The 24,483-nt window shown below is 67.7% G+C and carries 20 protein-coding genes; 10 read left to right on the forward strand and 10 right to left on the reverse strand.

Annotated features, from left to right (window positions below):
• Window positions 1-20: 20 nt before the first annotated feature.
• The gene (trxB, locus tag ACEJ41_RS06410; RefSeq protein WP_374013951.1) at window positions 21-977 is read right to left on the reverse strand and encodes a thioredoxin-disulfide reductase; all 957 of its coding nucleotides are present in this window, start codon (window positions 975-977) and stop codon (window positions 21-23) included.
• 389 nt (window positions 978-1,366) lie between these two features.
• On the opposite strand from trxB, the gene ACEJ41_RS06415 reads away from it, so the two are divergent.
• The 3 genes from ACEJ41_RS06415 to ACEJ41_RS06425 all read left to right on the forward strand — a co-directional run bounded on the left by ACEJ41_RS06415 (window position 1,367) and on the right by ACEJ41_RS06425 (window position 5,862).
• A complete protein-coding gene (locus tag ACEJ41_RS06415) occupies window positions 1,367-3,718 on the forward strand; it encodes a DNA translocase FtsK (RefSeq protein WP_374013952.1) in 2,352 nt (783 codons plus the stop codon).
• A gap of 74 nt (window positions 3,719-3,792) precedes the next feature.
• Entirely contained in the window at window positions 3,793-4,440 is a 648-nt protein-coding gene (lolA, locus tag ACEJ41_RS06420; RefSeq protein WP_374013953.1) for an outer membrane lipoprotein chaperone LolA, read from the forward strand.
• Between the two features lie 129 nt (window positions 4,441-4,569).
• Complete coding sequence (locus ACEJ41_RS06425) at window positions 4,570-5,862, forward strand: replication-associated recombination protein A (RefSeq protein WP_374014086.1); 1,293 nt, start codon at window positions 4,570-4,572, stop codon at window positions 5,860-5,862.
• Window positions 5,863-5,916: 54 nt separating this feature from the next.
• On the opposite strand, the gene ACEJ41_RS06430 is transcribed toward ACEJ41_RS06425, so the two are convergent.
• Entirely contained in the window at window positions 5,917-8,397 is a 2,481-nt protein-coding gene (locus tag ACEJ41_RS06430; RefSeq protein WP_374013954.1) for a glycoside hydrolase family 9 protein, read from the reverse strand.
• Window positions 8,398-8,694: 297 nt separating this feature from the next.
• Window positions 8,695-10,815 (reverse strand): cytochrome D1 domain-containing protein, encoded by a 2,121-nt coding sequence (locus ACEJ41_RS06435; protein ID WP_374013955.1) that lies wholly within the window; start codon window positions 10,813-10,815, stop codon window positions 8,695-8,697.
• Between the two features lie 183 nt (window positions 10,816-10,998).
• Here ACEJ41_RS06435 and ACEJ41_RS06440 point away from each other — a divergent pair, with 183 nt between their 5' ends.
• Both ACEJ41_RS06440 and ACEJ41_RS06445 read left to right on the forward strand, forming a co-directional pair.
• Window positions 10,999-13,257: a TonB-dependent receptor domain-containing protein gene (locus ACEJ41_RS06440; protein ID WP_374013956.1), complete on the forward strand. Its 2,259-nt coding sequence runs from the start codon at window positions 10,999-11,001 to the stop codon at window positions 13,255-13,257.
• A gap of 177 nt (window positions 13,258-13,434) precedes the next feature.
• Entirely contained in the window at window positions 13,435-13,557 is a 123-nt protein-coding gene (locus ACEJ41_RS06445; protein WP_374013957.1) for a DUF924 family protein, read from the forward strand.
• 38 nt (window positions 13,558-13,595) lie between these two features.
• On the opposite strand, the gene ACEJ41_RS06450 is transcribed toward ACEJ41_RS06445, so the two are convergent.
• From ACEJ41_RS06450 to ACEJ41_RS06475, 6 genes are all read right to left on the reverse strand, one after another.
• Window positions 13,596-14,771: a porin gene (locus ACEJ41_RS06450; RefSeq protein WP_374013958.1), complete on the reverse strand. Its 1,176-nt coding sequence runs from the start codon at window positions 14,769-14,771 to the stop codon at window positions 13,596-13,598.
• Between the two features lie 221 nt (window positions 14,772-14,992).
• A complete protein-coding gene (locus tag ACEJ41_RS06455) occupies window positions 14,993-16,120 on the reverse strand; it encodes an NAD(P)/FAD-dependent oxidoreductase (RefSeq protein WP_374013959.1) in 1,128 nt (375 codons plus the stop codon).
• Window positions 16,117-16,350 carry a hypothetical protein gene (locus ACEJ41_RS06460; protein ID WP_374013960.1) on the reverse strand — a complete coding sequence of 78 codons (234 nt, stop codon included), beginning with the start codon at window positions 16,348-16,350 and terminating at the stop codon, window positions 16,117-16,119. The genes ACEJ41_RS06455 and ACEJ41_RS06460 overlap by 4 nt, the downstream gene beginning before the upstream one ends.
• A complete protein-coding gene (locus ACEJ41_RS06465; protein WP_374013961.1) occupies window positions 16,347-19,685 on the reverse strand; it encodes an efflux RND transporter permease subunit in 3,339 nt (1,112 codons plus the stop codon). The genes ACEJ41_RS06460 and ACEJ41_RS06465 overlap by 4 nt, the downstream gene beginning before the upstream one ends.
• Window position 19,686: 1 nt before the next feature.
• Window positions 19,687-20,781 carry an efflux RND transporter periplasmic adaptor subunit gene (locus ACEJ41_RS06470; protein ID WP_374013962.1) on the reverse strand — a complete coding sequence of 365 codons (1,095 nt, stop codon included), beginning with the start codon at window positions 20,779-20,781 and terminating at the stop codon, window positions 19,687-19,689.
• 10 nt (window positions 20,782-20,791) lie between these two features.
• Window positions 20,792-20,995, reverse strand: coding sequence for a DUF2892 domain-containing protein (locus tag ACEJ41_RS06475; protein WP_374013963.1), 204 nt, complete (start codon window positions 20,993-20,995; stop codon window positions 20,792-20,794).
• 185 nt (window positions 20,996-21,180) lie between these two features.
• On the opposite strand from ACEJ41_RS06475, the gene ACEJ41_RS06480 reads away from it, so the two are divergent.
• Complete coding sequence (locus ACEJ41_RS06480) at window positions 21,181-21,516, forward strand: ArsR/SmtB family transcription factor (RefSeq protein ID WP_374013964.1); 336 nt, start codon at window positions 21,181-21,183, stop codon at window positions 21,514-21,516.
• 156 nt (window positions 21,517-21,672) lie between these two features.
• Here ACEJ41_RS06480 and ACEJ41_RS06485 read toward each other — a convergent pair whose 3' ends face one another.
• Window positions 21,673-22,026 carry a hypothetical protein gene (locus ACEJ41_RS06485; protein WP_374013965.1) on the reverse strand — a complete coding sequence of 118 codons (354 nt, stop codon included), beginning with the start codon at window positions 22,024-22,026 and terminating at the stop codon, window positions 21,673-21,675.
• Window positions 22,027-22,164: 138 nt separating this feature from the next.
• Here ACEJ41_RS06485 and ACEJ41_RS06490 point away from each other — a divergent pair, with 138 nt between their 5' ends.
• The 4 genes from ACEJ41_RS06490 (at window position 22,165) to ACEJ41_RS06505 (ending at window position 24,392) form a co-directional block, all read left to right on the forward strand.
• On the forward strand, window positions 22,165-22,455 hold the full coding sequence (locus ACEJ41_RS06490) for a hypothetical protein (RefSeq protein ID WP_374013966.1): 291 nt from the start codon (window positions 22,165-22,167) through the stop codon (window positions 22,453-22,455).
• Window positions 22,452-22,664: a hypothetical protein gene (locus ACEJ41_RS06495; RefSeq protein ID WP_374013967.1), complete on the forward strand. Its 213-nt coding sequence runs from the start codon at window positions 22,452-22,454 to the stop codon at window positions 22,662-22,664. Before ACEJ41_RS06490 ends, ACEJ41_RS06495 begins: the two co-directional genes overlap by 4 nt.
• A 286-nt stretch (window positions 22,665-22,950) precedes the next feature.
• Window positions 22,951-24,108, forward strand: coding sequence for a replication initiation factor domain-containing protein (locus ACEJ41_RS06500; protein WP_374013968.1), 1,158 nt, complete (start codon window positions 22,951-22,953; stop codon window positions 24,106-24,108).
• Window positions 24,096-24,392, forward strand: coding sequence for a single-stranded DNA-binding protein (locus ACEJ41_RS06505; RefSeq protein ID WP_374013969.1), 297 nt, complete (start codon window positions 24,096-24,098; stop codon window positions 24,390-24,392). Before ACEJ41_RS06500 ends, ACEJ41_RS06505 begins: the two co-directional genes overlap by 13 nt.
• Window positions 24,393-24,483 lie beyond the last annotated feature (91 nt).

Genomic DNA, 24,483 nt, shown 5'->3' on the forward strand with positions numbered 1-24,483 from the left:
CGGGCGGCGGCGGGCCATCGTCATTCGCCCTTGCTGTCCAGCCAGCGCTCGGCGTCCAGGGCGGCCATGCAGCCGAAGCCGGCCGAGGTGATCGCCTGGCGGTAGTGCTGGTCGGTGACGTCGCCGGCAGCGAACACGCCGTCCACCGAGGTGGCCGTGGCATTGCCGCCCAGGCCGGAGCGGATCGTCAGGTAACCGTTGTCCATCGCCAGCTGGCCCTCGAACAACGCGGTGTTGGGGTGGTGGCCGATGGCCACGAAGAAGCCGTGCGCGGCGATGTCGCGGGTGCCGCCATCCAGCATCGACTTCACCCGCACGCCGGTGACGCCGGCATCGTCGCCCAGCACTTCGTCCACGGTGTGGTGCCAGACCGGCTCGATCTTGCCGGCCTCGACCTTGGCGAACAGCTTGTCCTGCATGATCTTTTCCGCGCGCAGGGTTTCGCGGCGGTGGACCAGGTACACCTTGCGGGCGATGTTGGACAGGTACAGCGCTTCTTCCACCGCGGTGTTGCCGCCACCGACCACGACCACGTCCTGGTCCTTGTAGAAGAATCCGTCGCAGGTGGCGCAGGCAGACACGCCGCGCCCCTTGAACTTCTCCTCCGACGCGATGCCCAGGTACTTGGCGGTGGCGCCGGTGGAGATGATCAGTGCATCGCAGGTGTAGGTGGCGCTGTCGCCGACCAGGCGGAACGGACGCTGCGACAGGTCGGCGGTGTGGATGTGGTCGAACACCACCTGGGTGTCGAAGCGCTCGGCATGGGCCTGCATGCGGGCCATCAGGTCCGGGCCCATCAGCCCATGGGCATCACCTGGCCAGTTGTCGACCTCGGTGGTGGTCATCAACTGGCCGCCCATCTGCATGCCGGTGACCACCACCGGCTTGAGGTTGGCGCGGGCGGCGTAGACGGCGGCGGTCCAGCCGGCGGGGCCGGAACCGAGGATGAGCAGGCGCGAGTGCTGGGTGGTGGTCATGTATAGTCGGTCGAAGAGGGAAGGGACGCGAAGTCGAGTCATAGAGTGGCTGCCGCACCGGGGCGAATCAAGGCGAACGACAGGACTCACTGGCGTGCGCAGTGGACCGGCCGGCGCATCGCGCGCCAGACAGCGGGCATACGCACGGGGATCCGCGCGCGGCGTGGCCACCTCGCTGCGGCCGCGGCACCGGGGCTACGCCCTCCGGGCCAGCGCAGGCAGCGCGTCACATGCCTCAGGACCTGACCCTCGGGACCGCATCGGCGACCGGACGACGCCCGGCACCCAAGTTGGCGCCTCGTCACGCAACTAGGCAATGCCCGATAGAAGCGTTTAATATCAATGCCTAACGCAGTATTCCTGCGAATATTTCAAGATCCCGGAACCACGTGGCCAAGGCACTGACGGAACGCAGCAAGTCTCCCCGCGGCAAGCCCGCGCACGAGGAACGCACGCCCGGCATCCGGCGCCAGCGGTTGTGGCGTGACCTGGCATTGATCGTGATTGCGCCGTTGCTGCTGTATCTGCTGGCGTGCCTGTTCACCTATTCGCCCACTGATCCGGGCTGGTCGCACAGCGGCAGCGTGGTCGCGCCCATCCACAACCTGGGCGGCCGTGCAGGTGCGTGGACCGCCGACGTGCTGCTGCAACTGTTCGGGCATGCCGCCTTCGTGCTGCCGCTGGTGATCGGCGCGGTGGCGTGGATCGCACTGTTCGGCCTGGGCGAGGAGGATGAGCTTGGTCCTGCGCTGCGGCTGGTGGGCATCGTCGGCTTCCTGATTGCAGTTACCGGGCTGCTGCACATGCGCCTGCTCGGCGTCGGCGGGGGCGGCGACGTGGCCCGTGCCGGTGGCGTGATCGGGCAACTGGTGGGCAAGTCGCTCGCGGCCGGCTTCGGTGCGCTGGGCGCCAACCTGTTCCTGCTGGCGCTGCTGCTGGTGTCGGTGACCCTGGCCACCGGCCTGTCCTGGTTCTGGGTGATGGAACGGATCGGTGCCGGCGTGCTGGCGCTGCCGGACCTGCTGCGGCGCAAGTCGCAGCAGGCCGGGGAGTGGCAGCGTGCGCGCAACCTGCGCGGCGAACGCGAGGAAGTCCGGCGCACCGACGCGGTGCGCCAGGCCCGGCGCGAGCCGGTCAAGATCGAGCCGCCCCCGGCAGTGGTGGTGGAGAAGAGCGAGCGGGCCAAGCGCGAAACCCAGATCCCGCTGTTCCAGGGCGCCGGTGGCACCGCGGACGGCCTGCCGCCGCTGGCCCTGCTGGACGACCCCAAGCCACAGACCAAGGGCTATTCCGAAGAGACCCTGGAAACCCTGTCACGGCAGATCGAGTTCAAGCTCAAGGATTTCCGGATCGACGTGCAGGCGGTCGGCGCCTATCCGGGCCCGGTGATCACCCGCTTCGAGCTGGAGCCGGCACCGGGGGTCAAGGTCAGCCAGATCAGTTCGCTGGACAAGGACATCGCCCGCGGCCTGTCGGTCAAGTCGGTGCGCGTGGTCGACGTGATCCCGGGCAAGTCGGTGGTCGGCCTGGAGATCCCCAACACCAGCCGGGAGATGATCTTCCTGTCCGAGCTGCTGCGCTCCAAGGAATACGACAAGTCCGGCAGCCCGCTCACCCTGGCCCTGGGCAAGGACATCGCCGGCCGCCCGACCGTGGCCGACCTGGCGCGCATGCCGCACCTGCTGGTGGCCGGTACCACCGGCTCGGGCAAGTCGGTGGCGGTCAACGCCATGGTCCTGAGCCTGCTGTACAAGGCCAGCCCGAAGGAACTGCGGGTGCTGATGATCGACCCGAAGATGCTCGAGCTGAGCGTCTACCAGGACATCCCGCACCTGCTGGCGCCGGTGGTCACCGACATGAAGGAGGCAGCCAATGGCCTGCGCTGGTGCGTGGCCGAGATGGAGCGGCGCTACAAGCTGATGAGCGCGGTGGGCGTGCGCAACCTGGCCGGCTTCAACAAGAAGGTCAGGGACGCCATCGACGCCGGCCAGCCGCTGATGGACCCGCTGTTCAAGCCCAACCCGGAGCTGGGCGAAGCGCCGCGCCCGCTGGAGCCGCTGCCGTTCATCGTCATCTTCATCGACGAATTCGCCGACATGATGATGATTGTCGGCAAGAAGGTGGAGGAGTTGATCGCACGCCTGGCGCAGAAGGCGCGCGCCGCCGGCATCCACCTGATCCTGGCCACCCAGCGGCCGTCGGTGGATGTGATTACGGGCCTTATCAAAGCGAATATCCCGACCCGCATCGCCTTCCAGGTCTCCAGCAAGATCGACTCGCGCACCATCCTGGACCAGTCCGGTGCCGAGACCCTGCTCGGCCACGGCGACATGCTCTACCTGCCGCCGGGCACGGCCATGCCCGAGCGCATCCATGGCGCCTTCGTCAGCGACGACGAGGTGCACCGCGTCGTCGAGCACCTCAAGGCCAGCGGTACCGCCGATTACGTCGAAGGCGTGCTGGACGAAGTGCAGACCATGGGCGACGGCGTGGTGGTGGGCGCGACCGGCCTGCCCGAATCGGGCGCAGGCGGAGACGAATCGGACCCGCTGTACGACGAGGCCGTGCGCATCGTAACCGAAACCCGGCGCGCGTCCATCTCCGGCGTGCAGCGCCGGCTGAAGATCGGCTACAACCGCGCCGCACGCCTGATCGAAGCCATGGAGGCTGCCGGCGTGGTCACCCCGCCGGAGCACAACGGCGACCGCAGCGTCCTGGCCCCGCCGCCTCCGCGCGATTGAGGCCACCGCCTCTGCGCCTGCGTTCAGGTTGATCGCGGCACACTTCGGCCCGACCTGATACGGACCTTGCACGCATGCCGCACCACCTCCGTCACGCACTTTTCGGATTGACCCTGCTGGTCGGCACGGCCGCCGGCATGTTCGCCGGTGATGCAATGGCCGGCGCACGCGACGACCTGGCCCGCTTCACCAGCGGCCTGAAGGGCCTGGAAGGGCGCTTCACCCAGCAGGTGTCCGACCCGAACGGGCGGGCCAGGGAAACCAGCAGCGGCAGCGTCGCGGTGTCCGCGCCGCGCCTGTTCCGCTGGGAGTACGTCAAGCCGTTCGAGCAACTGATCGTGGCCGATGGCGACAAGCTGTGGATCTACGAGCCCGACCTGCAGCAAGCCACCGTGCGTGCCCAAGGCGAAGAGGAACGCAACAGTCCGCTGGTCGCGCTGTTCGACCCGGCCCGGCTCGAGCGCCAGTTCGACCTCAGTGAAGAAGCGGTGCCCAGCGACGGCCTGCACTGGTTGACCCTCACCCCCAAGGTCGATGCCGAAGCCAGCTTCCAGATGGCGCGGCTTGGCTTTGGATCGCAGGGCCTGGCGCGCATGCAGGTGCTGGACCTGGTCGGGCAGACCACCGACATCCGCTTCGAGGACTGGCGACGCAATCCGTCGTTCGCCGCCGGCACGTTCCAGTTCAAGCCGGGCAAGGATGTCGACATCGTCGGCGAATAAGCCGCACCCCGCGCGTCGCACCCCGGCTCCCGCGCCTGCACCTATCATGGGCGCATGAGCCGTCCCCGCAGTCCCCGACCCACCGCCACCGCCGGCCACCTGCTGGCCGACGACCTCCGCCAGGAGGCCATGCGCCCGCTGGCCGAGCGCGTGCGCCCGCGCAGCCTGGACGAAATGGTCGGGCAGCGGCGCCTGCTGGCGCCGGACTCGGCCCTGCGCCGTGCGGTGGAAGCGGGCAGGGTGCACTCAATGGTGCTGTGGGGGCCGCCGGGCTGCGGCAAGACCACCCTGGCACTGCTGCTGGCGCAGTACGCCGATGCCGATTTCCGTGCCATCTCGGCCGTGCTCTCCGGCCTGCCGGAGGTTCGCCAGGTCCTGGCCGAGGCGGCGCAGCGGTTCGATGAAGGCCGTCGCACCGTCCTGTTCGTGGACGAGGTGCACCGTTTCAACAAGGCCCAGCAGGATGCATTCCTGCCGCACATCGAGCGCGGCAGCATCGTGTTCGTCGGCGCCACCACCGAGAACCCCTCGTTCGAGCTGAACTCGGCGCTGCTGTCGCGTTGCCGCGTGCACGTGATGGAAGCGGTGTCGGTGCAGGACATCATGGCCGCATTGCGGCGCGCACTGGACGATGCCGAGCGCGGCCTGGGCGGGCAGGGGATCGCGATCGAAGAAGGCGCGCTGGGCGAGATTGCCGGCGCGGCCGACGGCGACGTGCGCCGTGCCCTGACCCTGCTGGAAATTGCTGCCGAACTGGCCGCCGACGAGGGCGGCCGGATCACCGAGGCGACCCTGCTGCAGGTGCTGGCCGACCGCACCCGGCGCTTCGACAAGGGCGGCGAGCAGTTCTACGACCAGATCTCGGCGCTGCACAAGTCGGTGCGCAGTTCCAACCCGGACGCGGCTGCGTACTGGCTGGCACGGATGCTGGATGGCGGCTGCGACCCCTCGTACCTGGCCCGTCGGCTGACCAGGATGGCGATCGAAGACATCGGCCTGGCCGACCCGCGGGCATGGCGCATGGCGCTGGATGCCTGGGACACCTACGAGCGGCTGGGCAGCCCGGAAGGCGACCTGGCCCTGGCCCAGGCCGCGATCTACCTGGCCAGCACGGCCAAGTCCAATGCCGCATATGCCGCCTACAAGGCAGCCCAGGCCGACGTGCGCCAGCACGGGACCGCCGAGGTGCCGCTGCACCTGCGAAACGCGCCGACCAAGCTGATGAAGCAACTCGGCTACGCAAAGGGTTACCAGTACGACCACGATGCCGAAGGCGGCATCGCCCTGGACCAGACCGGATTCCCGGACGCGCTCGGCGAGCGCGTGTACTACCGCCCGGTCGAGCGCGGCCTGGAAATCAAGCTGAAGGAAAAGCTCGACCGCCTGCGCGAGGCGCGCGAACGGGCACGCAAACCGGGCTGAGGGGCCAGCCATGGCGAAGCACCGGGCCATGGCCCGATGCTTCGCCACATATCGCTATCGCTGCTGCGCCGTGTGCTGCGCCGCCGCCAGGGCCAGGAACATGAAGTTCTCCGCGCCGCCGCCAATCACGTACTCGCGCTGCTGCCAGAAGTACGGCCAGATCTTCAGCTCGGGCAGGTCCGGGCGGATCAGTGCCGTGCCCGAGATCACCCCGCCCGGGATGTAGCCCCAATCGGCACGGTTGGTGCCATAGGCCACCGTGGCCGAGTGTGCACCCACGCCGGAGGCGAAGGATTCGGTGACGTTGCCCGGGTGCACGCCCAGCACGAAATTGAGCGCATCCATCTGCAGCGCATCGGAGGTGTGCTGCGGCCAGCCCTTGCGGAAGAAGTACTGGTCCACGCCGAAGCGCTGGATGTCCCAGCCGGCACCCCAGATATAGGGCACGTAGGGCACCCGGTACGGGGTCCTGGTCGCCTCGTCGGCGAGCTTGGCCTGGTGCGCCGCAACCGCGGCATCGACCTCGCGCAGGAACGCGGCGTCCTTGACCAGCGGCAGGGCACTGGACAGGGCAGGACCGGTCTTGTCGATCGCCGCCACGATGTCGGGCTTGAGCGCCAGCAGCGCATCCACGTAGGCCTGGTCGCCGGTGCTGCGGGCCAGTTCGCTCAGCGCTGCCACCTTGGCGCCGACATTGGTGGCCCGGCCCAGGGCCTTGGCGGTCAGGTCGATGGCCGCGTCCAGGGCTTCCCTGGCCATGGCCGGATTGGACGTGCGCAGGACGCGTGCCGCCACCGCCAGGCCCGAGGCCGTGGACAGCTCGCGGTTGGGGTTGTCCTCGGTGAACACCCAGCGGTCGTCGTTGATCGATGACGTGGTGCCGGTGCGGTCACCGGCGGGCAGGGCGGGGTCGTAGGCCAGGTTGTCGGTCTGGGTGGTGACGTCGCCCAGCAGCACGTACTGCTCCAGGGTCGGTTCGATCACGCCGCGATAGGTGCGGCCCAGCGCCCGATAGCCGGCCAGCACGTTGAGCAGGCCGTGTTCGATCTGCTGGAGGCCGTCATTGACCCCGTCCGGGCGCAGCAGGTGGGCTTCCTTGCGTGCCTGGTCGATGGTGGTGGTGTCATGGTCCAGGCCGAACTCCTCGACCATCTGCGCCAGCAGCTTGATCGTGCCCATCTGGCTCTCGATGCGCAGGTCGTAGTCGCCGGCGTCATGCCAGCCACCCACGGCCATGCCCGGGATGCGGTCGCCGGGCTTGAAGCGGGTGAGGGTGTCGGCGCCCTGGTCGTAGCCGTCGAAATGCACGCCGGCCGGAGCCATGCGCGCATCGTCCATGTGGTCCAGGCCATGCCAGGTGCGGTAGTTCTCCTTGACCAGCATGTGGCACATCTGCGCCGGCAGGAAATACTCCAGGGTGGGCTGCCACACGCCACGGTCGAACACGTCCTCGCCGATGCGGAAGGCATGGGTGCGCTTGCCACGGTAGGACAGCTCGTACATGCCCGGTTCGCGCACCGCGCTCAGGTCCGCGGTGAGGTAGTGGTAGCGCAGGAACTTGCCCCACGACCTGGGCGTGTAACGCGCCGCCTCCCTGGGGCCATCCTCGGTGATGCGGTACAGGGTGAGCACGTCAGCGCGGGTGTCGCGCTTGTCCTGTTCGATGATGACGGTCTTGGCCTGGTCGGGCCGGTAGCCCACCTGGGAGACCTGGACCACCGGCGCATAGCGCCATTCGGGCACCACGTTGGGCGTCACCACCCAGGTGATCGCGTCACGGGTAGCGCCGGGGCGCGTCAGCTCGCGCACGATGTACCAGCCATTGTTCATGTTGCCGCGACCATCCAGCAGCACCAGCTCGCCGCTGCGGCTTTCGATCTTCAGGCGCTGCAGCGGGCTCTCGGGGGCGACCACCAGGCTGCTGCCGGTCGCCAGCGGTGCGGTGAGCGTGTGGCCTTCCATCGTGACCACCGGGCCGTTTGCCTGGCGCGGGAAACTGCCCGCGGCACCGTCCATGAGATAGGACTTGCCGAACAGGTCGGTCGGGAACAGCTCGAAATTGAAGCCGACCTTGCCTTCCCACTGCGCGGGCAACGGCTTGTCCAGGTGCACCGAGACCTGGAAGGCGTGGCCGTCCAGCGGCGTGACTCCCACCTCGTAGCGGAAATCCAGGTCCGGGTACTCGATCGGATTGAAGCCCTTGCGGTTCTTGCTTTCGTCCGGGTAGCGCAAGGCCTGGGTCACGGTGCCGGTGGCCGCATCATGCGTCGTCTTTCCGTCACCGGCCGGGACCGGCGACCACTGGCCGGGCGAAGGCTCCAGCCGCAGGTCGCCATTGGCCGCCACGCGCTCGCCATGCTGGATCACGGTCACGCCGGTCTGGTGGCCGTCCGGGTAGATGTCGGCGAACACGGTGACGTTGAGGCCAGGCGCCTCGAAGTAGCCCTGTTCGTTGAGTTTGAGCTGCGAGGCGGCGCCCGCGTTGCCCGCCAGGGCAAGCAGGCTGGCTGCCGCCACGAATGTCACACGCTTCATTGGTTCTCCCCGGTTCGAATCGTGCCGCCGGAAACCCGGCGGCGGGTTCAGCAGGATGCCAGCACTGCGACCGTCTCACACGGCGCTGGCGACTGTGCATGCTCAGGTGTGATGGTAGGCGAGGGGGAAAGTTCCCGGCAGATTGCTGGCCCGCAGGGTGCGGACCGGGGGACATGAGCGGCAGCACACCAGCGCCAAAGCGCCGCAGCAATGCAACCGGCCCTTCCGGGTTCCCGAGAGAACAATAAAAAAGAGCGGGAGCTTGCGCTCCCGCCCCGGAGGTACTGCCGGTGCTGGTCAGTACACGTCGTTGACGGTGTTGTGGACGTTGAACTTTCCGGTCGGCGTGATCAGGCGCGGATCGTCAAGCACCGCCTTGAGCTTGCGGGTCTTGTCGTCAACCACCACCAGTGCCGAGCGCTGGTCCTTGCCGTTCCACACCGAGAACCAGACCTCGTCGCCGGCCTTGTTGTACTCCGGTTGCACCACGCGCTTGGGGCCTTCGCCCAGGTTGGCCCATTCGGCGATCGGCAGCACCTCAAAGCCCTTGTCCAGGTTGTCGATGTCGAACACGGCGATCGACTGGCTCATCGCGGCATCCGGGTTGAGGGTGGTGTCGACCCACAGGTTGCGCGACTTGGGATGCGTCTTCACGAACAGCGAGCCGCCACCCTGGCCCTTGAGCACCTCCACCGCCTTCCACGCATACTGCGGGTGCTTTTCGGGATCGGTCGCGATCAGGGTGATGTTCTCGTTGCCCAGTGCCGAAGTTGCCCACACCGGCCCGAATTTCGGATGCGCGAAGTTCGCGCCTCGTCCCGGGTGTGGGATCTTGTCGACGTCGATCAGCGCAGTCATCTTCTGCAGTTTCGAGTCGACCACGGCGATCTTGTCGCTGTTGTTGGCCGCGGTCAGGAAGTAGCGCTTGCTCGAGTCCCAGCCGCCGTCATGCAGGAAGCGCGCGGCCTTTAGAGTGGTGGTCTTGAGATTGTCCAGGTCGGAATAGTCGACCAGCAGGATGTGGCCGGTTTCCTTGACGTTGACGATGAACTCGGGGTGCTCGTGGCTGGCGACGATGGCAGCCACGCGCGGCTCGGGGTGGTACTCCTGCGTATCCACGGTCATGCCGCGGGTGGAGACGACCTTCAACGGCTCCAGCGATGGCCCGTCCATGATCACGTACTGCGGTGGCCAGTAGGCGCCGGCAATCGCCAGCTTGTCCTCGTAGCCCTTGAACTTCGAGGTTTCGACCGAGCGTGCCTCCAGCCCGATCTTGATCTCGGCCACCCGGTCGGGGACCTTCATCCACAGGTCGATCAGGTCGATCTTGCCGTCGCGGCCGATAGTGTAGATGTAGCGGCCGGAGTGCGAGACGCGCGAGATGTGCACCGCGTAACCGGTCTTGAGGATGTTGATGATCTTCTTGCTGGCGCCGTCGATCAGGGCGATCTCGCCCGAATCACGCAGCGTCACCGCAAAGACGTCGTCGAGGTCGTAGTTGTTCATCTTCCGGGTCGGACGTTTGTCCTCGGGGATGAACACCGTCCAGCTGTCGCGCATCTCCTTCAGACCCCACTCCGGCGGGTTGGGGGGAGTGTGCTGGAGGAAGCGCGCCATCAGGTCAACCTGGGCGGCGGTGAGCTCGCCGCCGGTGCCGAAGTTGGGCATGCCGCCGGGCGAGCCGAAATTGATCAGCGCCTTGAGGTATTCGGTACCGCGCGGCTGGGTGAGGTCCGGGGTGAGCGGCTTGCCGGTGGCGCCCTTGCGCAGCACGCCATGGCAGCCGGCGCAGCGCTGGAAGAAAATCTCGCTGGCCTGGGCGAACTCCGGCTCGGTCATGTCCGGAGCGCCGGGCGTGCGCACCTGCCGGATGTCGCTGGCGGTGACCGTCGAAGGAGCGCCCTCGTAGGCGGCCTGGGCCTGACTGGTGCCCGGATGCACCTGGCCCTGGGCCGGATCGGTCGAGACCTGAAGCGCCGTGCGCTGCGCGGTGACTTCGGCCGCTGTGATGCTGCCACCAGGATTGTCCCAGCTATTGAGCAGGTACGTGGTGATGGCGGCGATGTCAGCGTCGCTGAGGTGGCTCTGCGCGGGCATCAGGCTGTCGTAAGTGACGCCGTTGACCACGATCGCGCCCTGCAGGCCTTCGAGTACTGTCGCTGCGACCTGCGCCGCGGTCTTGCCCTGCAACCAGTCAGAGGCGGCCAGTGGCGGGAAGGCACCGGCCAAGCCCTTGCCATCGGGCTGGTGGCATGCGGCGCAGTTGTCCTCGTAGGCCTTCTTGCCGTCTGCGATTGCGGCTGCGGAAGCCGGGGCCGGAACAGCATTGGCCGAGGCCGACTGTCCGACGGCTTGCCAGGCGACGGTGCCGGCGGCGAGCACGACGGGAATGCAGAGTGCGAGCGTCGAGCGTTTCATCAGCGGAGTCCTTGGCTGAGGTGAGAAATCTGCTGAACATCGTCTAGCGGATTGTCCCGCGCAATCTCCCCAATTCGATGACATGGGTCAAGGGCCGGGCGACCAATGGCGGACTGCCGACGGACGGTGGACATCCGCGCAGGGAATGCGCATCGTTCGCGTTGGTCCGAAATGGAGGCGCGCGTGACTGGATCCACCTTTTTCCTGACGCTGCTGGTTGCCTTGGGTGCGGGCGCAGCCATCGCGCAGGAACCTGCGGCGAAGTACACGCCCGAGCCTGCGCACGAAACCCACCCGACCACGCTCGATGCCGTGGTGGTGGTGTCCAGCCGGGCGCCGGAACCGATCAGCCAGGTGGTGGCCAGCGTGGCCCTGGTTGATCGCGACGAACTCGACCGCCGTCTGGTCCGCGACCCGGAGAGTCTCGTGCGCTACGTGCCAGGGGTGGAGGTCATATCCGAGGGCAACCGTTTCGGCACCCGCGGCTTCTCGATCCGTGGGCTTGAGGGCAACCGCGTGCGTATCGTGGTCGATGGCATCCCGCTGGCCGATGCCTACAGCATCGGCCAGTTCGCCTCGGCCGGGCACGACCTGGTCGACCTTGAAGCGGTGGAGCGGGTGGAGATCCAGCGCGGGCCCGCCTCGACCCTCTACGGAAGCGACGCGCTGGCCGGCGTGATCGCTTTCCGCACACTCGATCCCGACGCCCTGCTGCTGCGCGGCGAAGGGGGCGCGCGCAGCGGGCGCCACATCGGCCTGCGCCTGGGCCATGATGGGATCGACAGCAGCCAGCTGCTGGCGGCGACCTGGGCGGCCGGCCATGCCCAGGGCTGGCAGGCGATGCTGATGGCGGCGCAGCGCAGCGGCCACGAGGCCGGCAACCGCGCCTGGCGCGCAGAGGACGCTCCCAACCCGCTCGACTTCCGCCGCCAGAGCGTGCTCGCCAAACTGGTGCGTGATGCAGGCGCGGCCGGTCGTTACGTGTTCACCTTCGATGGCGCGCGCGAGCGCCGGGACACCGCAGTCAACTCGCTGCGCTTCGGCAGCGGGCGCTTCGCCACGACCTATCGCCTGGATGCCGACGACCGCCAGCAGCGCACGCGCGCCAGCCTGGCCGCGGAATGGGAACCGGGGCTTGCCTGGCTGCAATCGCTGCAGGCGCAGGTCTGGGTGCAGGACACCGACATCCACCAGGAAAGCGGCCAGCGCCGGATGCCGGATGCGGCCACGCCGTTCGAGTCGCTGCGCTGGCGCCGCTTCGACTACCAGAGCCGGGCCGCAGGCGTAGGTCTGCTTGGCCAGGCCCGGCATGACGGATGGCGCGGCAGGCACTGGCACGTATTCGGTGTGGACCTGACACGCCAGCGCTACGAAGGGCTGCGCAATGGCCTGGAAACGAACCTTGGCAATGGCGCGGCCAGCAACGTGGTGTTGGGCGAAGTAATGCCGGTGCGCGACTTCCCCGACTCGGTGCAGTCCAGCCTGGCGCTGTTCTGGCAGGACGAGATCGGTTCCGGCAAACAATTCGCCCTGATCCCGGGCCTGCGGGCCGAGTGGAACCGGCTTCGCGCGCAACCCGATGCGATCTTCCGGGAAGACTTCCCGGATACCGTTCCCGTCCACGTCGACTCGGACCAGGTGACCCCGCGGCTGGCGTTGCGCTGGTCGCCAGGCGATGGCCACAGCCTGTTCGTGCAGTACGCACGCGGCTTCCGCTCGCCGCCCTTCGGCGACGTCAACATCGGCCTGGTGTTGCCGGTGTTCAATTACGAGGTGCGCGCCAACCCGGGCCTGCGTCCCGAACGCAGCGAAGGGCTTGAGCTGGGCTGGCGCCATGTCGGGGACACCCTGCGCACCAGCGTGTCGGTCTACGAGAACAGCTATCGCGACCTGATCGAGTCACGCGCCAACCTCGGCATCGATCCGGCTACCCGCGCATTGGTGTTCCAGTCGGTCAATCGCGACCGTGCGCGCATCCGTGGCATCGAGGGCGACCTGCTCTGGCACCTGCCGTGGACCGATCCTGCCCAGCCGGGTGGATGGCAGTTGCGCGGGGCCATGGCATGGGCGCAGGGTGACGACACCCGCCGCGATGTGCCGCTCAACAGCGTCGATCCACCGACTGCCACGCTCGGCCTTGGCTACGAGGCCGGCAGCGGTCGCTGGGGAGGGGAGGGCGCGATGGTCGCGGTGCGCGGCCAAGATCGCGTCGACCACGGCACCGCGCGCCTGTTCCAACCTCCGGGCTACGCGCGCTTCGATCTGTTTGCGTGGTATGCGCCGCGGCCCGGCATCCGCATCAATGCCGGGCTGATGAACCTCGCCGACCGTCGTTACTGGAGCTGGGGCGGGGTGCGCGGTCTTGCCGCCAGCGAGGACAACCTCGGTTTCTACACTCGGCCCGGACGCAGCGCGGCGGTCAACGTGTCGCTGGACTGGTGAGCGCGATGGACAGCGGCTGTTCGCGCGTCAGGCCGAACGCCGTGGCCACATCGATGCGGTGGAGCCAGCCCGGCGCGTGTTCTTCATCTTTCCCTTTACCCATTCCGGGCACATATCCGACCAGGCCCTGTCGCGGGAGCTGAGCGCACGGATGGGGCCTGAACGGGTGGAGCGGGGGTGAGGGGACACCACGACATCGTGCAGCGCTTCGGCCGTTTCCCGCATCGCAACCGGGTGCTGGGCCGCACGGACAGCGCGGACGAGGCGGCGTACCTGGCGCAAGGCGACTTCGCCGGCTGAGCGGGCGGCGCCGCGAGCGGAAACGCCGCTGACAGGAGTCAGAAGCGCCAGGTGGCGCGCACGTAGATGTCGTCGTCGCGGCGTGCGTTGCGGGCGAGGGCAGTCAGGTCGATCTCCTGGCGCCTGCGGACCCGCGCATCGAATTGCCACGCCGGCGTGGCCTGCCAGACCCAGCGCAGTTCGGCCAGCGTGTCGTTGGGCCGGAAGTCGCTGGAAATCAGCCAGCCATCGGCGCCCCGGCCATAGACGATACCCAGGTTGTGCCGGGGCAGGATGTCCATGACGTTGAGCGAAGCCTGCCAGGACAGCGCATCGGCGCGGCCGGTGCCGGAGTTCATCACCGCGCGGCGGGGCGTCTTTGGCGCGTAGCCCAGTTCACCGCCCAGCCGCAGCTTGGTGCCGCTTTCGCCGAGCGGCCACTGCGCGGTGGCCTTTGCGGTCACTGCCAGATAGTCCTCGGTGCGCGGATCTGCAACACCGTAAGGGTGAAGTGCCGATGGCAGCCAGTTGAGTGTGACAGTGCGCTGGATCAATGGGCCTATCGCGGTCTTCGACTCGACGGCGGCGAACACGCCGAGGCGCGAACTGTCGTCTGTAAAATCCAGCGGCCGGCGCAGCGTGCCGGTCGGGCCGCGGCGGTCGTTGTGGCGCACGATGACATGTGTGGTCCAGTCCTCGCTGGCCTTCCATTGCAACCAGGCACCATCGGTCCAGGTGACGTCGAAGTTGGTGCTGTCGTTCTGGTCGAGCGACTTCTTCATCACGTCGTCCAGCCCCCATGCCGCCTGGAAGCGGCCGAGGCGCAGGCTCCAGGGCGCGTCGGCCGGACGGTATTCCAGGTAGACCTCGTCAATCGTTCCCTGGCCGTTGTACAGCCCGGCCGGGCTTGGCGCATATGTGCGTATCCAGAACTCATCATGGTCCTGGTCGCTGTCAAGGCGGGCCGCCAGGCGACCACTGAAATGCCAACCTCCCCCAAGGTCGCCGCGCAGCCGCAAGCGGGCGCGCGCACGCAGGCTGTCGGCATCGGACTCGGCACCGCCGCGGGTGCGGCTGTCCGATGCGACGTAGCCGAAACGGATGTCGCCGCTGGCCTGCCACGCATCGCCGGCGCGCACGCTACCGGTCCCCAGCGCCAGCGCGACGGCCAAGACGAGGCCCGAACGCAACCGGTACGGGCGATGGGGGATGCACGGGCCGGATCGCGGATGCATGGGAGACCTCCTGGCGGCGTCGGAGCAGGCAGGATCCGATTGCCCCGATCGCGTCTGCGACTGTGCGCCCGGAAGCTGGCACCCGTCTTGACCCAGATCAATCCCGGATCACGTCTCGCGGCCATCGCCTGCTGGCAACCAGGCTCCCACGGACGCGGTCGATCGCTCTACGACCGCCGCGGCGGCAATCACCGCGCGGATCAGGAACGGGCCCAGGCCAATCACCGGTAGGCCTTCAGATAGCGTGCCTCGAAGTGCTGCTTGAGCCAGTGAAGAACACGCATGCGCGGCAGCGCCAGGTTGCGCCTGCCGCCGCGGTAGACCAGCATGCCGCTGTCGAGCGCGTCGACAATGCACACCAGTTCGGTCCTGAAGCCGTGGTTCGCGTTTTGGCCGTGCAGTTCTGCGGCAATGTTCTTTGCGACCGCATCTGCCTGCAGGTCGGCCTGGTGGGCCTGCTTGGCCATCCACTCGGGGCCGGGATAACTGCCGGCGTCACCGGCCACGTAGACCCGCGCCATGCCGCGCACGCGGCAGGTGTCGTCGGCCGCCACGAAGCCACCGTCCGACTGCGGCAGGGCACTGCCTTCCAGCCAGGACGGACCGGTCAGGCCGGGCATGAACAGGATCATGTCCGCGCTGAACTCGCCGCCTTCGGTCACGACCTTGCCGGGTTCGAAGCGCAGCGGTTTGTGGCCAAGATGGGTTTCGATGCCCAGTGCCTGCATGCGCGCCAGCATCTTCGCTACCGCCGCGGGTCCAAGCCGCTGCCCGGGCTGCTGCGCTGGATTGAAGAACACCAGTTTGAAACGTTCGCGACGGCCCTGTCGGCGCAGCAGGGTGTCGATGCCGAACAGAAACTCGAACATCGGCCCGCCGCGCACGGCGCCGGGCTCCTTCGGGTTGCTGGAAAACCCGATCGCAATCGTGCCACCGTCCATCGCCGCGAGACGGTCGCGGATCGATTCCGCTGCCGCGATGCCTTCGCAGGGGATGATGGCGCGCTCGATGCCCGGCAGTTTGCGCAGGTAGCGTCCGCCGGTGGCGATCACGAGCACGTCGTTGGTGAGCTGGCCCTCGTCGGTGATGACGCGACGGCCGCCGTCGAGCACCTGCAGCACGCTGCCGCGGTGCCAGCGCACGTCGTGGCGCTCGAAAAAGCGTGCCAGCGGGATACGCAGGTCGCCGCCGCTGCGCTGACCCGAAGGAATCCAGATCAGGCTCGGCAGGTAGACCAGTTCATTGCGCGGCGAGACCACGGTGATCGGGTCGCGCACGCCGAGCGCGCGCAGCCTGCGGGTGGTGGTGAGCGCTGCAAAGCCGCTGCCGAGGATGACGATGTGCTTCATGGGTGCACCTGCGGCACCTCGACCCACAGCGCGCCGCGCAGGTCGCTGATTGCGAAGCCGGTGGCGCCGTCGCCCGGATGACGCGCGGTGATCGCGTCGCACACCGCGGGCGCGACAGTCGCCTGAGGCCTGCTGCTCGCCGCGACCGGCGCGGCTTCGTATGCGCAGGCCGACAGCAGCGTCAGCGTGAGCACGGACAGGGCGGCATGGCGGGCGATGGCTGCGTTCATGGCGTGATGGCCTCGTCGGGTGGGAGTGTGCGCCGGATCAGCGTGTAGTACAGCAGCGGGATGACCAGCAGGGTGAGCACGGTGGAGACCAGGATGCCGAACAGCAGCGAGATGCCCAGGCCGTTGAAGATCGGGTCGTCGATGATGAACACCGCGCCGGCCATTGCCGCCATCGCGGTCAGCGCGATCGGTTGCGCGCGCACCGCGCAGGCGTCGATCACCGCCTGCACCGGCGTGCGGCCCTGCGCCAGCAGGTGGTTGATGAAGTCCACCAGCAGGATCGAATTGCGCACGATAATCCCGGCCAGCGCGATCATGCCGATCATGCTGGTGGCGGTGAACTGCATGCCCAGAAGCGCGTGCCCGGGCATCACCCCGATCACGGTCAGCGGGATTGGCGCCATGATCACCAGCGGCACCAGGTAGTTGCCGAAGTAGGCCACCACCAGCAGGTAGATCAGCACCAGGCCGGCGGCGTAGGCGATGCCCATGTCGCGGAAGGTTTCATACGTGATCTGCCACTCGCCGTCCCACTTGATCGCAAATCCGGCGGTGTCTTCGGGCTGCGCGATGTAGTGCTGCGACAGCCGCTGGCCGTCGATGGCGCTGTCGGCCACTTGGCCGACCAGGTTGAACATGCCGTACAGCGGGCTGTCGATATGGCTGCTTTCATCGCCCATCACGTACACCACCGGCAACAGGTCCTTGTGATGGATGGCGCCGTCCCAGGAGTCTGTGCGTACGTCGACCAGCTCCGACAGCGGCACCAGCTGGCCGTCGCCGCCGCGCACGCGCAGCAACAGCACGCCTTCGAGCGTGGCCTGGTCGGCGGCGGGCAGGCGCAGGCGGATCGGGCGCGGGTACTTCGAGCTGCCGTCGATGACATAGGTCGCGTCGTGGCCCGACAGGCCGGCGGCGATAGTGTCGGCGATCGCGGACTGCGACACGCCCAGGCGGGCGGCGCGCTCGCGGTCGATCACCAGCACTTCGCGCGCAGCGTCGGCCTCGACGCTGGTGTCGATGTCGACGATGTCGACGATGCCGTCGGTGGCGAGGAAGCGCTGCTCCAGCGCGCGGCCGACTTCGCGCATGCGTGCGTAGTCCGGCCCGTAGATCTCGGCCACGATCGGCGACAGCACCGGTGGCCCGGGCGGCACTTCGACCACCTTCACCGAGGCGCCGTGACGGCGGCCGACCTCGGCCAGCTGCGGACGCAGGGCGACCGCGATCTCATGGCTCTTGCGGCTGCGCGCGCGGTGGTCGACCAGGTTGACCTGCAGGTCGCCGACGTTGGCACCGGTGCGCAGGTCGTACTGGCGCACCAGACCATTGAAGTTGATCGGCGCGGCGGTACCGGCGTAGCCCTGGTAGTGCAGCACCTCGGGCACCCGGTCGATGACCGCGACCAGATCGGTGAGCAGCGCGCCGGTGTCCTGGAGCGTTCGGCCCTCGGGCAGGTCGACCACCACCTGCAGCTCGGACTTGTTGTCGAAGGGCAGCATCTTCATCACCACCAGCTTGAACCCGGCCAGGCTCACGGCCAGCAGCACCAGCCCGGCCATGGAGGCGAACAGCAGGTGGCGCCGGCGCGCGCCGCGGGCCGGATCGAGGAAGGGCGTCATCAGCCGCTCGAAGAAACGGTGCAGGCGTGCTGCGATCGACCCGTGCGCATGGTCGGATCGATCAGTTGGGCCAACCCTGCCCGCAGCTGCCGTATCAACGCCGTCGCACATGCCGCGCCCGTCGGCAGCAACAACGTTTGCGGCCGCGTTGTCTTCGCCGTGCCGCTTCAGCAGCTTCAGCGACAGCCACGGCGTGACGATCAGCGCGATTGCCAGCGACAGCAGCATGCCGACCGAGGCGTTGATCGGAATCGGGCGCATGTAAGGTCCCATCAGCCCACTGACGAAGGCCATCGGCAGCAGCGCTGCGATCACGGTGAAGGTGGCGAGGATGGTCGGGCCGCCGACCTCGTCGACCGCCGGCGGGATCGCCTCGCGCAGGCTTTTACCGCCCATCGCCATGTGCCGGTGGATGTTCTCCACCACCACGATCGCGTCATCGACCAGGATGCCGATCGAGAAGATCAGCGCGAACAGCGACACCCGGTTGAGGGTGAAGCCCATCGCCCACGACGCGAACAGGGTCAGCGACAGGGTGAGCACCACCGCGGTGCCGATTACCAGCGCCTCGCGCCGGCCGAGCGCGAACAGCACCAGCAGCACCACCGCGGACGTCGCGAAGAACAGCTTCTTGATCAGTGTCTTCGCCTTTTCACTCGCGGTCAGGCCGTAGTCGCGGGTGACTTCGACCTGCACGCCCTCGGGGATGACCTGGCGGCGCAGCGCGTCGACGCGCTCGAGCACGCGGGTAGTGATGTCCGAAGCGTTGCTGCCGGGCGTCTTCGCGATCGCCAGGGTGACCGCAGGCGCGGTGCCGGACTCGGGGCCCGCGCGCCCGGGCGGCACGCCGTGCCAGACGTAGCTCGACGGCGTGTCGGCGGCGTCACTGATCCGGGCCACGTCGCCCAGCCGCACCGGCTGGCCGCCGTCCACGCCGAGCACCAGCGCGGCCACGTCCTTGCGCCCGGCGAGAAACCGTCCCGAGGTCACCTGCACCACGCCATCGGCGCCCACCCGCTCGCCGGCCTGGCGCGCGAGGTTGGCGGCCTGCAGCGCGCCGGCGAGGTCCTCGACCGCCAGCCCGTGGCTGGCCAGGCGCGTGGCGTCGAGCTCGACCATCAGCGCGCGCTCGGGCGCGCCGATGGTGAACACGTCACGGGTGCCGGGGATGCGCTTGAGTTCGGTTTCAAGCGTGTGCGCGACCTGCGCCAGCTCGCGCGCGCTGCGGTCCGCGTCGTCGGTCCACAGCGTCAGCGCCATCACCGGCACGTCGTCGATGCCCTTGGGCTTGATGATCGGCTGGCCGACGCCGAGGTTCGGCGGCATCCAGTCCTGGTGCGAGAACACCTTGTCGTACAGCCGCACCAGCGCCGGCTGCCGCTTCACGCCGACCTCGAACTCGACCGTGGCCACCACCATGCCGGGACGACTGACCGAATAGGTGTGCTTGACGTCCTCGATCTCCGAGAGCACCTGCTCCAGCGGATACGCCAGCATCTGCTCCACCTGGCGCGCGTCCGCGCCGGGGAAGGGCACGATCACGTTGGCCATGGTCACGTCGATCTGCGGCTCTTCCTCGCGCGGCGTGATCATCACCGCGACCACGCCCAGCAGCAGGCCGAGCAGGGCCAGGATCGGGGTCAGCGGGTTGGCCTGGAAGGTGCGGGCGAGGCGACCGGAGATGCCCAGCCGTGCTGGAGCCGGCGCGGTCACGTCACTTGCCTCCGCGTGCGGCGACCAGCGCCTGGCGCGCCGCCACCGGATCGGTGGCGATCGTTTCGCCCACGCGCAGCCCGGCGATCACCTCGACGTCGTCGGACGTGGCCTCGCCCAGCCGCAGCTGGCGCAGCGACAGTGCACCATTGGCGAGCACGTAGACGGCGACAACCTCGCCGCGACGCACGGTCGCGCTGGTCGGGATGCGCGGATGCGAGGTTCCAGCCGCTGCGGGGAAGCGCACCTTTGCGATTGTGCCGGGCACGGGCGCCGGGTCCAGCGTTGGCAAAAGCACGCGCACGCGGACGGTGTGTGTGGTGGCATCCGCGGCGGGGAAGGGGATAACCTCGTCCGCGTCGATGGTGCGTCCGTCGTGCAACTGCACGATCGCGTGCGGGTCCGCGCGCATGGCGTCGGCTACGGCCTGTGGCAGCGTCACCTCGATCCGCAACGCACCTGGCGAGAACATCATGGCCACGCGCTGGCCTGGCGCGACCGCCTCCCCGGGCTCGACGTCGCGACTGGCTACAATGCCATCGTAGGGCGCGCGCACCACTGTGTAAGCCACGTTCTGTTCTGCGCTGGCGCGCGTGGCGCGCGCGGCGTCGCGGGAGGCGACCGCGGAATCACGTGCAGCCAGCATCCTCTCCAACTGCGACTGCGAAACGTAGTGACCCTGCGACAACTCCAGGTAGCGCCGGTAGTCGGCTTCGGCTTCGCGCGCGGACGCCTCGCCAGCGACCAACTGGGCACGCGCGACGTCCACCGCTGATTGCTGCTCAACCGCGCTCAGGCGCACCAGCACCGTGCCGGCGGTCACCCGGTCGTCGACGTCGTGCGCAACCTCGATCACCCGGCCGCTGGTCTGCGCGGTCAGCCTGGTTTGCTGCACGGCTTCGACCACCCCGTCCCAAGCGCGGCCCTGGCCGCTGGCGGGGTCAGGGACTGTCATCATGTCCAGCCCGTCGATCGGGGCCAGGCCGCGGCTGTCGTCGCCCGCGCCGCCGCAGGCCGCTAACACGGCCGCGAGCAGCACGAAACAGCCAATCCGTACCAGCGTCCGCGTCGATACCGTAATGGAGCTGCTTCGCACGTCACGCTCCCTATTTGAACGCGCAGCCGCTGCGTACGCCCAGCTTCGCGAAAAGTCTGGCAACCGGACAGAAACCGGTAGCGGCCGACTGCAGCAGGTTCACTCCGACGAAGGCGGTCAGCAGCAGCCACCAGGGGGAAACGAAATGGCCCAGCGCCAGGCTGGCCAGGATCATCACGCCGGCGAAGGCGAAGATGGCGCGGTCGAGGTTCATGGCGGTGTCTCCTCAGGAAGCATTTTTCGAAAACGACCCTGGCCAGGTGCACCCAATTGCCAGCTTCGACCAGGCGACTACCCGGCGAGTCTACATTAGCAGTAGCTTATAGTAGGATCAACTGATATAATTCCGGCATGTTGCGGACGCGGGCCGCGACATTTCTGGCGACCGATGGAAGGACGATGGGAAGAGCCACGCACACACCACGCTTCGATCTGGAGCAGATGCAGGCCCATGCCGGCGAAGCGGCCAAGCTGCTCAAGGCGCTGGCGAACGAGCGCCGGCTGCAGGTTCTGTGCCTGCTCGCCGGCGGTGAGCGTTCAGTCGGGGAAATCAACCAGATGCTGGACCTGAGCCAGTCTGCGCTGTCCCAACATTTGGCGGTGCTGCGCGAGGAAGGCCTGGTACAGACCCGTCGTGATGCGCAGCTTGTGTACTACTCATTGGCGCCAGGCCCGGCGGCAGCGGTGATGGGAACGCTGCACGGCATCTATTGTGGTCAGCTGACTGCGACCTAGGGCCGCAGACTCACTGATTGACCGATGTGGCAGGCCCCTTGCCGGAGACAGCAGGGCTGACAGGGAAGTGCTGGCCCAGGCCCAGGTGTATGCGCCGCGCGTGGCCGTGCCGGCAGGCAGCCAGCCCGAATCAGGCTGAGCGGACGCGCCGTCGCTTTACATAATGTGCAATCCCGGGGGATTCTGCGAAATGAGACCGGCCGGCGCGGTCACCTGAGCCGCGCCCAGCACTGCCACGGCTAGGAGGGTGGCGGTAGCAGCTAGTCGCCTCCACACGGCCTTTTCTGCGGCCGAATGTGCGCGGGCTTCGCCAACCATGCCAAGCACCTGAGCTAGTGGCAGCCCGGTCAATCCCGCGAGCCGTTCGCAGGACACGGTGTCCGGCAAGCTGACGCCAGACCGCCAGTTTCCGACGGCCGTTCGGCTAAGGCCCAGGTATTTCGAAAAGGCGCTGTCGCTCTCGACGCCTGCGGCTTTCTTTGCCCGGTCGATTATCTGCGCGATGTTCATGACCAAACCCCTTGACAGTTGGTGTCCAAGCCCTTTATACAGTCCGCCGTGACCAACGGCGTTGGTCACCCCATCCTCCCGGCCCCGCCCGGTGCCGGGCTGGGTGGGTCAACCGGGCACCGGGCAGGGGGTATCGCAATGAGCATCAACCATCGCGCCGAATTTGAGCGGGCAGTTGACGGGGCTGACCGGATTGTTCAGGAGCTAATGCTGGCGCGGGAGCTGGGGGGCGATTTCGCTGATCTCCGTCTCGTGGAGTGGCTGGAACAGTCGCTGAGGGTTTACGAGGGCCGGATCGCGCGTTGGCGCGTCGTGCTGCTCGGCACGGACCCTGCCTATATCGCGAAGTTTGACCGTGAACAGGCTCGGCTTGATGACCTGGCGGGGGATCAGGCCCTGCAGGCTGACATGGCGGAGATGGGCTTGTGACCGCCGCCGATGCCGTGATCGGCCTTCTGCCTGCGCTCGCCTACGCGCTTCTTGCGCTCGGCGGGATGCGGCTGCACCGCGCCATGCGCGCGAACCGGCAGCGTCGCGCGTTCGCTGAGTACCGCGCCGCGTGCCTCGTTGTCACTGAGCGCGCCAAGCTGCGCGCCGGCCAGCATCGCGCCCAGGTGGCGGAGTGGGGCAGGGCATGACCGCGCCCCGTCCCGCTTTTGAGGCAGCTGACGGCAAACAGCCTGCGCGCCGTTCCGTACTGCCGGCCATCCCGCCGTCCCCGAGTGCGCCATGCCAGAGCCGCGCGGCTCACGGGTCGATGGCTGCACCTGCTGGTCACCCTGACACAGCACCCGCGCCAACCGCTCTTCCGCCGTTGCGCTGTTACCAGTGCGATTCCCGGGTGTGGTGGCTGGCACCGGATTCTCGCTGCGTCGAGTGCACCCGTTTCACAGTCGGTGAGTTGACCGGCCTGGACGGTGAGGCGTGAGCCGTCAAGAGCGCCCCGACTTCGCGGAAGTCAAGGCTCGCCGCATGTCGGCCGCGCTGTCGTATACCGATGCGGAAGCGGGCTTCTGGAACGGGCGTGCTGCTGCGGTAGTACACCGGTTTTCCGCGGGCCGTCCGGTGGATACGGCCGCCGGCACGGCGGATGGCCCAGTGAGTAACACGGGCCAAAAGTCTCCGATTGCGGCGACGCATGGTGCAATCGTGGACTTTTTGACCGTTGTCGTCCCGCGCCGGTTGCTGGCTGAGCGGGTCGACCGGCTTTCGCTCGTGCTTCCGCAGTTGTTCGGCCTGGACGCTCGCGACGTGCGCGTCTGTGATGTGCAGACCAAGCGCTGGCAGTTCTACTCCGAATCCGCGTGCATCGTTGACCGGAACGGCGAGGTTGTTGGCCGGTACGGGCAGGGTGGCAACAATGACACGGTGTGCGTGAGCCTGTCCGGCGGTGCGTGCCGGTTCATTCGCAATTGGCCGCTGGTGGCGCAGAAGCTCGAATTAAACGGAGCGCGCATCACGCGCTGCGACGTTGCGTACGACGATTATGACGGGGTGTTTGGGACCGTCCGGGACCATGAGCGCGCCGCGCTTGCTGGTGCCTTCGCCGGCAACGGCCGCCCGCCGATCACGCGATTCCTCGATGACCACGGAAGCGGCACCGGATCAACGCTGTACGTCGGCCAGAAGGGCCATAAGCAGTGCTGCATCTATGAAAAGGGCATGCAGCAGGGCGTCGCACACTCACCGTGGGTGCGCTTCGAAGCGCGCTTGTACGGCAAGCATCAGCAGATACCGCGCGATGTGCTGACCAATCCCATGCACTACCTGCGGGGTGCGTACAGCTATCTCGGCGAATTGCTCGCGGCGGTGGGCGATGGCCTCGCGTGTCGCATTGAACTTGCGCGGCGCACGGTCGAAGCGACCGGCCACGCGGTTGTCACATGGGCACGGCGTCAAGTCGGCCCGACCCTCGGCCTGCTGTGGCAGGCCTTGGGCGAAGAAACCCCGCAATTCCTGCGGGATCACGTGTCGCGCGAAGGGCTGCCCGCGCGATTCAAGCGTGTATGCACGGCGGCGCAATTGCCCGCATTTCTGCGGGAAACACTCTGGCCTAAGGAGGCACAGTCATGTCTTTCGTGAGGATCAAAGATGATCGCATCATTGAGCGCCGCATCAACGGCAAAAACGGTCCCGTCCTGCTGCGCGAGCAGCGCGCATGCATTCTCATGGGCGGCGGGTACGAAACCACGTTCAACGTCGGACTCGGCGATGGCCCGGTCTATTCGGTGGGCGATTATCTGCTCCACCCCGATTCCTACGGGCAGAACACCTTCGGTGAGCCTGCGTTGAAGCGCCCGAAGCTGTGGCCGCTGTCCGTCGCGGTCAAGGAATGCGGTCTGAATCTTACCGTGCCGAAGGCCTGACCCATGTCACACGTCGTCCGTGGCTGTCTTGAATCCGACTTCAATTCGGCCACGGGCACGTGTGCGCAAGAGATTTGGATTCCACAGCAGA

The organism is Pseudoxanthomonas koreensis (assembly GCF_041890415.1).
Taxonomy (GTDB): domain Bacteria; phylum Pseudomonadota; class Gammaproteobacteria; order Xanthomonadales; family Xanthomonadaceae; genus Pseudoxanthomonas; species Pseudoxanthomonas koreensis_A.